A 9,915-nucleotide genomic window follows, 5' to 3' on the forward strand; every position below is an offset into this window, starting at 1 on the left:
TCGGCGCTTCGGCCGATTGGGTCAGGTCGGTCGTATTGAGCGTCGGGTGGCCGCATGTGGCGGCTTCGCGTGTCGGGTCGTAGCCCATGTCGCCTTCATAGCCCTTCCAGGTGTAGCCAGCGGCCTTCAGCTGGTCTGGCAACGTCTTGATGCTGGTCGGATACACGCAGCCCGAACCGATCGCCTGACCGTCCGCCGTCATACCCGTGAGCTTGAAGTCTTGGTAGATCGGACAATCGTTGTCCGTTTCGGGCGTCGGCGCCTGACCGCTAATCATCGAGATGTAGTTGTCGAGGCTCACGTGCCCCGTGCCGTAGTACTGCTGCACCAGCGCGCCTTGCGAAGCCAGCGTCTGCGACAGATACGGCGCCTTGCTGTTCGCGCCGAAGGTGGTCGCGTAGTTTTCGTTTTCGAGCGTAATGACGAAGACGTGCTTGATCTGCTGCTGCCCGGTCACATTAAGCGACGAGGACGACGAGCCGCACGCGACGACGATAACGCCTACGAGGACAGCAGAAATGGCAGCGAAAAGTGTGCGCATCCAGGTGCGTTTTGACATTCCCTTCCCTTTTATTTGTGTTTTCCCAATCTGATCGAGTCGTCACACTTCCCGATTATTTTGCATGCCGAACAAATTCAGATTGAGTCGATTGGCATGCAATTTCCCGTGCTACCCGTTGGCAAAAAAACCGGCACATCCCGAGACTGGGACCGCCGTTTTGATGCAAAGCGAGGCTAACATGCGAGGTTTAACGGCACGTAGTCCGTCTCGACTAGGGGGAAACGCGACGACTGCCGGGTGCGGGAGGTCTCAGGCAATCAGATACCGCTCGACGCGCCGCACCCGATAGCAGCCGTCGGCACGCAAACTGTTTCTTCTCTATCGCGACAGCATGGTGTTGACCGCGCCCGCCGAATACTTCGTGCGTTGTATCGAAGCGGTGGTTTGACGATCAGGTAACGCTCCATCCGGACGAACTCAAACGCACTCCAATCTCGATCCCCTCGTTTCCTCAGATCAAGCCCGAAATCGCGCCTTGACACGTAGACATCATGACGTCATGATGTCTACAATGAACACCGCCCGCAACAACCAACTCCCTCTCTACGCGCAGGTCGAAGCAATACTCGCCGCGCGGATCGCAGACGGCACGTATCCGCCAGGCACGCAGTTGCCCAATGAAGCGAGCCTGCTGGCAAGCTTCAACATCAGCCGAACCACGCTGCAAAAAACGGTGCAGAACCTGATTACGCGCGGCTTGATCGAAATCCGCCGTGGCAAAGGCACCTTCGTGACCCAGCCGCGCCTCACTCAGCCGCTCACCGAACTGAGCGGCTTTGTCGAGGATATGCGTGCGCACGGTCGCCATCCCACCGCCCGGCTGCTGGCGAGACAGATCGAAAATGCGAGCGATGCCGTCGCCGGCAAACTGGCGCTCGAACCGGGTACGCCCGTCGTCCATATTCAGCGCGTGCGCATCGCCGACGGCACACCGCTTTCGTTCGACGAAACCTGGCTGCCGAAAGACATCGGCGAAAAAATCATCGAAAACGATCTGGAGGCGGAGCCGATCTTTACGCTGCTCGAAGAGAAGTACGGCATTCCGCTGATCGAAGCTGAATACCGGCTCGAGGCGATCGCCGCGGACGAAGCCGTTGCGCAGGCCCTGGAGGTCGACGCGGGCAGCCCGATTTTCCTGATCGAGCGAACCTCGTATTGCGACGAAAACCGGCCGGTCGACTATGAAAAGCTGTACTACCGCGGCGATCAGATCCAGTTCGTCACCCGTCTCGCCCGGCGCAAGCCGAACGGCCAATGAGCGGCGCGGCGGCTGTAATGGATCTGAACTACACGCTGTGGCTCTTCGCGGTGTCGGTCGGGGCAAGCGCGTCAGGCGGCATGCTCGGCATGGCCAGCGGCATTTTTATCGTGCCCATCCTGACCATGTTCGGCCACCTCGATATTCACGTCGCAATTGGCGCCAGCATCGTTTCGGTGATCGCCTGTTCGTGCGGCGGCGCAGCGCCCTTCCTGCGCGGTCGCTTGACCAATATTCGTCTCGCCGTGGTTCTGGAAACCGCCACCACGCTGGGCGCATTGTCCGGCGTGCTGCTGAGCGGGCTCATCCCCGTGCCCGTGCTGTTTTTCATTTTCGCGGTCATTCTGCTGCTCTCTGCCCAGCAAATGCTCGCACGGCGTGCCGACCCGATCGCCAGCTATAACGCTAACGCGCCGGGCGCACATTCGTGGGGCGCTTCGTTGCAACTGGATTCGAGCTATCCGGATCGCGCGCTCGGACGCGATGTCGACTATCGCGTGCAACGCGTGCCGCTGGGTTTGTCCCTGATGTACGGAGCAGGATTGATTTCAGCGTTGCTTGGCATCGGCAGCGGCGTCCTCAAGATTCCGGCGATGGACACGGCGCTGCGCCTGCCGATCAAGGTCTCGTCCGCCACGTCCAATTTCATGATCGGCGTGACGGCGGCGGCCAGCGCGGGGGCTTACTTCCTGCGCGGCGAGATCGTGGCCGCGATCGCCGGCCCTGTGGCATTGGGCTCGGTTGTCGGCGCCGTGCTCGGCGCGCGCGTTCTCACGCGCGTATCGGGCGAGAAGTTGCGTGTGCTCTTTGTTGTGGTGCTTGCGCTGCTCGCCGTGCAGATGCTGCTCGAAGCATTCGGCGTCCAACTATTCGGAGCGTCAGCATGAGCGGCATCGCGTCGACCGTGGGACGGCTCGAATACTGGCTAGCGAAGCTCCTGCACTACGGCACATGGGTGGCAACGGGCACGATTGCGACGGGCCTTGCAATTAGCCTTCTAAGCCACGCCGAAAGCGCTTTTGAAAACAGCGTTGGAAACGCACTACCCGGCCTGCGGATTCACCCCGGCTTCCTTTCAACGCCGACAGGCATGCATATTGTGACCGTCGGCATCGCGCTTTTCATCCTGCTGCCGATAATGCGGCTTATATTGATGCTAGGGATGTTCCTGCATCAACGCGACTACCGGTTCAGCGCGATTGCCGCCCTCGTGCTGGTGATCGTCGCCGCGGGATTGCTGGCTGGCGCAGCTTGATCTGCGCGGCACGAACGACCCCGGGTATGATGCCAATCGCGCACCGGCTGGCGTTCGGCTCACCGCTGCGCTTTGTAGTGCACGCTTTGTAATGCATTTTGTCGTAGCGTTTTGTAACGCGTTTTGAAGTTGCATTGGCAGCCGCGTTTTGCGCGGCACTTCTTCCAGTCACGAGAACCATCATGCCCGCCCAACACGACGACGTCCCCACCGCCAGCACCAAGCCGGACAAGGCAAAGCGCAAGGATCTGTCCATCGTGGCGCGCAATCTTATGATGGTTGCGGTCGGCGTCGTGGTCTTCGCGATCGTTGCGACGGTTGTGCTCTACGGTCCGATTACATACGGCGACGAGATTCCCAACTTTGGCATCATTCTCATGTTGACCGTGCCGGTTATCGCGGGCGTGGCATTCCGGGTGGGGTTGGACGCGTGGCTGGATCGAAAGTGAGCGGCAACACCACCCACACCTCCAACCCGCCGCCCTCGCGCGCATGAAACTGCAGGCTGCCGCCGTGCAGCCGCGCGATCCGCTCGACAATCGCAAGCCCCAACCCGGTGCCGCCACTATGCGTGCGAGCATTGCGGCCACGCTGAAACGGCGCTTTCAGTTGTTCTAACTCCGCCGCCGAAAGCCCTTTGCCACGATCGCCGACCGAGACATACACGGCTTCGCTTGTGGCCCAACTCCGTACAGCGAGTCCGGTCCCGCCATATACGATTGCGTTCTGCATGAGGTTCATCAGGAGCCGCATCATGCTGATCGGCCGGTACGCAATCGCGGGCAATGCAGCGAGCAACAACTCGAACTCATGCCCCAGCCCCGCGAAATCGCCGGCTAGCCGTTCGATCAGCGCATTCAGATCGCCGGGCTCGGCGGCCTCGCGCTCGCCGCTGCCCGCGTAATCCATGAACTGCTGCAAGATCGTCTCGATCTGATCGAGGTAAGACTCGGCAGCGACCACGAAGCTGCTGTCGCTGCCGTCCGGCATCGCCATAGCCATCGAAAGACGCAGTTTGGTCAGCGGCGTGCGGATATCGTGCGAGATGCCCGCCAGCATCAGCGCGCGCGTTGCTTCGGCTTGCTGCAACGCATGCGTCATCTGATTGAATGCGCTGCTTACCGTGGCAATCTCGGCAGGACCGTCGGTCGGCAACGGCGCGGGCGTTTCACCGGCGCTCACGCGGCGCGCCGCCCGCGTCAACTCCTGAAGTGGCTGGTTGAGGTGGCGCTGGATCACGTAGCCAGTCAGCGCCGCCAGCGCGCCCAAACCGAGCGACAGCAGGATCGCCGCGTCGAGTCCGGCGCCTTGCGCGTCCTCGGGAATCGGCAGCGCGATCCAGTACGGCGTGTGCGGCGCATCGGCCGGCGCGCGCATGCGAATCCACAACCGTTGACCGCCTTCGGATTGCCAGCGCGCCGGCATGTCGGCGGGCAGATGCGCGCGCAAGCTCTCGAGAAACACGTCGCGTTGATACGTGCGATAGGCGTGCATCAGACCAGGCGGCGGTTTAACAGCAGCTTCGGCTGGAAGTTGCGCGCGAGCGTCGAGGCGTGCGGTCAAATCGGCACGCGCGCCAGGTGGTGTGGCTTGAAGCAGATTGTCGAGCGTCGTCACGTAGGTGGCGAACACCGTGGCGGCCCGTTCGACGCGGGGCCGCTGCACATAGTGCAGCAAGACGCCGAGCACGCAGATCTGGCTCAGCATCACCAGCACGATCAGCAAGAGGATATTGCGCGCCAGCAGCGTTTTCGGCAGCGCCCTCTGCAACAGCGAGCGCGTCATGAGTCGATATCCGCGATCAGCATGTAACCGACGCCCCACACGGTCTTGATGAAGCGCGGCTTCGACGGGTCGTCCTCAATGATCTGCCGCAGCCGCAGTACCTGCACGTCGATGCTGCGATCGAGCGCATCGTGCTCACGGCCACGGGCGCGCGCCAGCAGATTGTCACGACTCACAGGCCGGTTCGGCGACGAGGCCAGCGCGACCAGCAACAGCATCTGCGCCGAATGAAGCTCCAGCAGTTCGCCAGCACGCGACAACTGCTGCTTGCCGACGTCGACACTGAAATCGCCGAAGCGCACGCTCTGCGAGGTCACGGTGACATCGCCCGAGGCCATCTTCTGGCGGCGCAGCAGCGCATTGATCCGCGCCACCAGTTCACGCGGGAGGAACGGTTTGGCGAGATAGTCGTCGGCGCCGGTTTCAAGGCCGACCACCTTGTCGAGCGGATCGCCCTTCGCGGTCAGCATCAGGATCGGCAGCGTCTGCCCTTGTGCGCGCAAACGGGCGCAGATGGCGAGGCCGTCCTCTTCGCCGATCATCAGGTCGAGCACGAGCAGATCGAATGGCTCGCGCTCCAGATAACGGTCGAGCCGTTTGCCGTCTTCCGCGATCCGTACGTCGAAGCCGTGGCCGCGCAGGAAGCGCTGCAGCATGTTGCGCAGTTCGGCTTCGTCGTCGAGCACGATGATTTTGGCGGGGCGATCCATACGAAAGCTCCTCGGTTAGGCGTCAGGCGGCGCACAGGGCGACAGGACGTGGCAGAGTTCTTCGCGCGTTGGAGCCTCAAAGATTCTACGATCCCGCCGATACCCGCGCGGCTCAGTGCGCTGCGCCGCGTTCCTGCATGAATGCCGCGATCTGCGGCAGCGTGATGTAGCCCGTTTTCTGCGTGTCGATTTCATCGAAATGCTTCGCGACCATCGGCATGCCCGCGGCGGCCTGGTCCCTCGTCAACTTGCCGTCGTGCGTGGTGTTGGCATTCGAAAACCGCGTTTGCAGCTGCTGCGCCATGCGTTCCATGCGCTGAGGATTGCCGCCCTGCGGCGCGGCGGTTTGGGCAAACGTAACGGTGGATGCGCAGGACAGCAGCACAACGGCGATCAACTTCTTCATGACTGACTCCTTCGATTGGACTCATCGTGCGTCGCCTGCAAAACTGCCGCGATCCGTTCGATGACAGGCCGCATTCTTGTGCAAGCGCCGCCGGAAGGCAATTTCAGAATCGTGTCGCCATATGTCATGGTGTTGAGTGACATTGGTATGGCAGGCACACGCGGCGCTGTCGTCGTAATCCAGCATGTGTTCCCGACACCTGCGCGCATATGTCGTCATGGTCCTCTCTCGCGCGACATGGAATGAAATAAGTTCGCGCTGCCGTTTCGAAGGCGGTTTGCGTATCTTTCGTCTGCTGGCGCCACAAGTGCCATAAGCACAACCAGCACCACAAGCGCCATACGCGCCTCAACAATTCGGCAGAACTCTCAAGCAATCCGAACCAGCCGGCCTGCATCTTCACTGGAAGACGCGCCGCTCAACGTCTCAGGAGTATCAAGTGAGTATTCGTCTCGTCTGTGCCTCTACCTTCACCGCCATCGGTCTGGCCTGTTCGTCGACGGCGTTCGCCCGGGTGGTCGTCTATATGCCCGCTGCCGTGGTCTATGCGCCGCCGCCACGCCCTGTCTACTACTACGCGCCAGTCAAACCAGTCTATGTGGTCGCGCCGCCGGCTTCGATTCCTGTTGCTGTAGCGGTCGGCACGCCCGTGCCGCCGCCTGCAATTCCCCTCGCCTCATACGCGACCGTCGTGGTGCCCGCGCCGGCCAACTATGCGATCGTGCCGGCGCCCGCCGTCACCTACACGCAACCCTTGATGGCGATGCCGCGCTAAAGATGCCGAAGCGGTTCATCAGACAACTTCGGGCGCGGCATGGTCACCGATTGGTAACTCATGTTCTACGACACGATTCTTACAGGCAGAAACGCGGGATGGGCTCGCTTCTTCAGCGTTCCGCTACACGTTGCGTGAATTAAAACAGATGGAATGCATGTCTCCTCCGCTGGCCGCCCTGACTGGGCGGCATCGATACATCAGACAAATACAAGGCGTTTAAAAGCTTGATGTCAACTCGACATCGCGTCCCGCGGTACGGTCCTTGCTAAATTCTGTTCTAGCACCCGAGCGTGTCAATGAGTTGGACGTATCTGTCCAATTGCCGCCGTACCGCTTGCCCGTTTCACTGCCCATCCACCTCTTCTTCCGGAACGTTAGATGAGCTATCAGGATATAGATAAAGAGATCGCCCACCTCGAACGCGTATTCGGGCTGATATCCACCAATGACCGCATCCCGCTGTCGTATTGGCGCACCCGCCTGCGCATGCTCCCCAAAACCTTGCTGATGCCGACGCAACGGGCGCGCCTCGCGCGGCTCGACGCCGCCCTGCGATCGCTCGAACAGTCCGCGAAAATGCTGCTGGCCGAGCCACCGATGCGTTCGACCGGTACGCTGCGATGATGAAGAAGCATGGGAAAGTGACTGACCGCCCTCGCGCCGGAAATCAGCGGTAATCGACGAGTGGGCATGGATAGCACGCGAAGGCGTCAAGGCCACCGCCGCATGCTCTCCACTCAGCCGATCAGAATCCGCGCGGCGAGCGCCAGCGCGAGGGCCGGCAGCATCACCACCACGCCCACTTTCAAGAACTTCAGGAAGCTCACGTCTTCGCCTTCACGGCGAATTGCGTTGAGCCAGAGGATCGTTGCAAGCGAGCCGGTAATCGACAGATTCGGACCCAGATCGACGCCGATCAGGAGCGCATCGATCACACGCTCGGGACTATGCGCCTGCATCACGGTCGAGCTGGCAATCAGACCCGCCGGCAAGTTGTTCATCAGATTGCTGCCGATCGCGATGAGGGTGCCGGCCCAGCCGGCCGTCGTCATCTCGCTGTGCTGGGTCGCGCTTTGCACCTGTGCGACGAGTGCCTTGATGACACCCGTGTGATCAAGCATTTCGACCAGCACGAACAGCGCCGCGACGAGCGGCAGCACGCTCCACGAGATTTCCCTGATCATCGGCAGCGGCGACTTGCGCTCCTGGATCAGCACGACCACGGCGGTCAGCGCGCCGAGTATCGCGGTGGGCAGGCCAAGCGGGACATCGAAGGCGGAAACCGTCAGCAACACCACGGCCGTCACCGCAATCCCCGCGAGCGCAACGCGCCCACTCGACGACAACTCGAGCGGTTCGAGATCGGCCTCGCAGGTACCGGCAAGCGCTTCGCGCTGGGTCCAGCGCAATAGCACATAGGTCGCGACGATCGACAGCACCGAAGGCAGCGTGAAGCGCATCAGCCAGGCGCCGAGCGCTGGGGTGTGATTGCCGTACAGCACGATGTTGGCCGGATTCGAGATCGGCAGCACGAAGCTCGCGGCATTCGCGATGAACGCGCAGACGAAGAGCAAAGGCAACGGATGCGTCTTCGCTTTTTTGGCGGCGGCAAAAACGGCCGGCGTAAGGACGACCGCGGTGGCGTCATTGGAAAGGAAGGCCGTGATGACCACGCCGACCAGATAGACCAGCAGAAAGAGCTTTCTCGGCGAGCCTTTGGCGTGGTTGACCGCGAGTACGGCGACCCAGTCGAACAGACCTTCGCGGCGCCCAACTTCCGATAGCAGCATCATGCCGAACAGGAAGAGATAGACGTCCGTGCCTTTGCCGACGGCCTCGATTGCCAGATCGACGGGCAGCAGGCCCAGTGACACCAGTAATAGCGCACCGGCGACGGCCCATATGGCCTCGGGCCATTTGAATGGCCGGGTAATGACGCCGGCCGTGGCGGCTATGGCTATACCCCAAGACAGGAAGACGGAATTCACCAGACAGGTCCCTGGATTCTGATTGTGCGCGAGCGCGGGAGTGGAGCGCAGCATAACCCATGACCGGGATGCCGCACGGGTTGGGCACAAGTTGTGTGCCCACACAATTCAGGCTGCCACGCGAGTTTATTCCATCCACATTAGCGTCACGGCTGGAACAATCTGTTCTCTTCTCCCTGGCTAGTCAGTTTTCATTGGCGTCCCTACTATCCGCATTCACACGCGAAACGCCGCATACCGCACCTCGGCATCGTGCCGCTGCCCACCCTCATCGGCCCGGACCAGGCACTCAAGGCCAGCCTGCGCACGGTCCACGTGCTGCTCAACTACACTTTGCTGGCACTCGTTGCCATGCATGTACTCGCGGCGCTCAAGCATCAATTCGTCGAGCGCGACGGATTACTCGCGCGGATGATTCCGTTCCTCAGATAACACATAAGTAACAGGCGTGAAGCACGCCTGAAGCAGGCGGGTAGCAGACGATTGGCTACAGCCTGTTGGCAATCTAATTCCCAGCGGTGTGCAATCACAGCGCGTGGGTTCGATAGGATGCGTACCACGATGAAATCAAACTTGTACCACTCCATTCTGGCCGGCGTCGCCGCTTTCTCTTTCTTCGGCGCAGGCCTCGCGCACGCCGATGTCGATACGAGCAAAAGCAGCGTCATGGCCACGACGAAGCAGATGAACGTGCCGGTGGACGGCAAATTCAAAAAGTTCTCGGCGCAGTTGAATTTCGATCCGGCCAAGCCGGCCGCCGGCAGCGCCAACGTGTCGATCGACACGGGCAGCTACGACCTCGGCGCGGACGACTACAACAAGCAGGCCCAAGGCAAGGAGTGGTTCGATAGCGCGACCTATCCGGCCGCGACGTTCGTCTCGAGCGCGATCGCGCCGGCCGGCGGCAATCAGTACAAGATCACCGGCAAGCTCACTATCAAAGGCAAATCGCAGACCGTCGTGGTGCCGGTCACGATTGCGAGCCAGAGCAACACGCAAACTTTCGACGGCACCTTGCCGATCAAACGCTCGCAGTTCGACGTGGGTACGGGCGAATGGAAAGACACGTCGGTTGTCGCCGACGAAGTCGTTATTAAGTTTCACATCGTCGCTTTGAAAAAGTAACTAGACACCGAAGCGTCACAGCACTTTCTGAAATCTGGAGAATCTCTT

12 protein-coding genes and 1 pseudogene are annotated in these 9,915 nt (G+C 61.0%); 8 read left to right on the forward strand and 5 right to left on the reverse strand.

The window, feature by feature from the left end:
- A partial coding sequence (locus tag VFE81_RS26600; protein ID WP_325047439.1) for an alkaline phosphatase family protein occupies positions 1 to 559 on the reverse strand: 559 nt, incomplete at its 3' end.
- Positions 560 to 1,073: 514 nt separating this feature from the next.
- Between VFE81_RS26600 and VFE81_RS26605 the strand changes: the two genes are divergently transcribed.
- The 4 genes from VFE81_RS26605 to VFE81_RS26620 all read left to right on the forward strand — a co-directional run bounded on the left by VFE81_RS26605 (position 1,074) and on the right by VFE81_RS26620 (position 3,524).
- Positions 1,074 to 1,820 carry a GntR family transcriptional regulator gene (locus VFE81_RS26605; protein WP_325047440.1) on the forward strand — a complete coding sequence of 249 codons (747 nt, stop codon included), beginning with the start codon at positions 1,074 to 1,076 and terminating at the stop codon, positions 1,818 to 1,820.
- Positions 1,821 to 1,837: 17 nt separating this feature from the next.
- Positions 1,838 to 2,707, forward strand: a complete 870-nt coding sequence (locus tag VFE81_RS26610; RefSeq protein ID WP_325047441.1) for a sulfite exporter TauE/SafE family protein — start codon at positions 1,838 to 1,840, stop codon at positions 2,705 to 2,707.
- Positions 2,704 to 3,075, forward strand: a complete 372-nt coding sequence (locus VFE81_RS26615; protein WP_325047442.1) for a DUF1634 domain-containing protein — start codon at positions 2,704 to 2,706, stop codon at positions 3,073 to 3,075. The genes VFE81_RS26610 and VFE81_RS26615 overlap by 4 nt, the downstream gene beginning before the upstream one ends.
- A gap of 182 nt (positions 3,076 to 3,257) precedes the next feature.
- Positions 3,258 to 3,524 carry a hypothetical protein gene (locus VFE81_RS26620; RefSeq protein WP_325047443.1) on the forward strand — a complete coding sequence of 89 codons (267 nt, stop codon included), beginning with the start codon at positions 3,258 to 3,260 and terminating at the stop codon, positions 3,522 to 3,524.
- Here the strand turns inward: VFE81_RS26620 and VFE81_RS26625 are convergent.
- From VFE81_RS26625 to VFE81_RS26635, 3 genes are all read right to left on the reverse strand, one after another.
- Positions 3,469 to 4,860 (reverse strand): ATP-binding protein, encoded by a 1,392-nt coding sequence (locus tag VFE81_RS26625; RefSeq protein ID WP_325047444.1) that lies wholly within the window; start codon positions 4,858 to 4,860, stop codon positions 3,469 to 3,471. The two genes, VFE81_RS26620 and VFE81_RS26625, sit on opposite strands and share 56 nt — an antisense overlap.
- Positions 4,857 to 5,570: a response regulator gene (locus VFE81_RS26630; protein WP_325047445.1), complete on the reverse strand. Its 714-nt coding sequence runs from the start codon at positions 5,568 to 5,570 to the stop codon at positions 4,857 to 4,859. Before VFE81_RS26630 ends, VFE81_RS26625 begins: the two co-directional genes overlap by 4 nt.
- 112 nt (positions 5,571 to 5,682) lie before the next feature.
- Positions 5,683 to 5,976 carry an EF-hand domain-containing protein gene (locus VFE81_RS26635; protein WP_325047446.1) on the reverse strand — a complete coding sequence of 98 codons (294 nt, stop codon included), beginning with the start codon at positions 5,974 to 5,976 and terminating at the stop codon, positions 5,683 to 5,685.
- Between the two features lie 439 nt (positions 5,977 to 6,415).
- Here VFE81_RS26635 and VFE81_RS26640 point away from each other — a divergent pair, with 439 nt between their 5' ends.
- Both VFE81_RS26640 and VFE81_RS26645 read left to right on the forward strand, forming a co-directional pair.
- Entirely contained in the window at positions 6,416 to 6,751 is a 336-nt protein-coding gene (locus VFE81_RS26640) for a hypothetical protein (RefSeq protein ID WP_325047447.1), read from the forward strand.
- A gap of 381 nt (positions 6,752 to 7,132) precedes the next feature.
- A complete protein-coding gene (locus VFE81_RS26645) occupies positions 7,133 to 7,378 on the forward strand; it encodes a hypothetical protein (RefSeq protein WP_325047448.1) in 246 nt (81 codons plus the stop codon).
- Between the two features lie 113 nt (positions 7,379 to 7,491).
- Here the strand turns inward: VFE81_RS26645 and VFE81_RS26650 are convergent, their stop codons facing one another.
- Positions 7,492 to 8,742, reverse strand: a complete 1,251-nt coding sequence (locus VFE81_RS26650) for an arsenic transporter (RefSeq protein ID WP_325047450.1) — start codon at positions 8,740 to 8,742, stop codon at positions 7,492 to 7,494.
- 240 nt (positions 8,743 to 8,982) lie between these two features.
- On the opposite strand from VFE81_RS26650, the pseudogene VFE81_RS26655 reads away from it, so the two are divergent.
- Both VFE81_RS26655 and VFE81_RS26660 read left to right on the forward strand, forming a co-directional pair.
- Positions 8,983 to 9,174: pseudogene (locus VFE81_RS26655) on the forward strand (cytochrome b); the annotation flags it as partial.
- 129 nt (positions 9,175 to 9,303) lie between these two features.
- Positions 9,304 to 9,867 (forward strand): YceI family protein, encoded by a 564-nt coding sequence (locus VFE81_RS26660; RefSeq protein ID WP_325047449.1) that lies wholly within the window; start codon positions 9,304 to 9,306, stop codon positions 9,865 to 9,867.
- The last annotated feature ends 48 nt before the right edge of the window (positions 9,868 to 9,915 follow it).

It is taken from the genome of Paraburkholderia sp. (assembly GCF_035656215.1).
In the GTDB taxonomy this organism is placed as follows: Bacteria; Pseudomonadota; Gammaproteobacteria; order Burkholderiales; family Burkholderiaceae; genus Paraburkholderia.

Coding starts and splice junctions, on each gene's coding strand:
- VFE81_RS26605 (WP_325047440.1), top strand. CDS start 1,074: ATGAACACCGCCCGCAACAACCAACTCCCTCTCTACGCGCAGGTCGAA.
- VFE81_RS26610 (WP_325047441.1), top strand. CDS start 1,838: ATGGATCTGAACTACACGCTGTGGCTCTTCGCGGTGTCGGTCGGGGCA.
- VFE81_RS26615 (WP_325047442.1), top strand. CDS start 2,704: ATGAGCGGCATCGCGTCGACCGTGGGACGGCTCGAATACTGGCTAGCG.
- VFE81_RS26620 (WP_325047443.1), top strand. CDS start 3,258: ATGCCCGCCCAACACGACGACGTCCCCACCGCCAGCACCAAGCCGGAC.
- VFE81_RS26625 (WP_325047444.1), bottom strand. CDS start 4,860: ATGACGCGCTCGCTGTTGCAGAGGGCGCTGCCGAAAACGCTGCTGGCG.
- VFE81_RS26630 (WP_325047445.1), bottom strand. CDS start 5,570: ATGGATCGCCCCGCCAAAATCATCGTGCTCGACGACGAAGCCGAACTG.
- VFE81_RS26635 (WP_325047446.1), bottom strand. CDS start 5,976: ATGAAGAAGTTGATCGCCGTTGTGCTGCTGTCCTGCGCATCCACCGTT.
- VFE81_RS26645 (WP_325047448.1), top strand. CDS start 7,133: ATGAGCTATCAGGATATAGATAAAGAGATCGCCCACCTCGAACGCGTA.
- VFE81_RS26660 (WP_325047449.1), top strand. CDS start 9,304: ATGAAATCAAACTTGTACCACTCCATTCTGGCCGGCGTCGCCGCTTTC.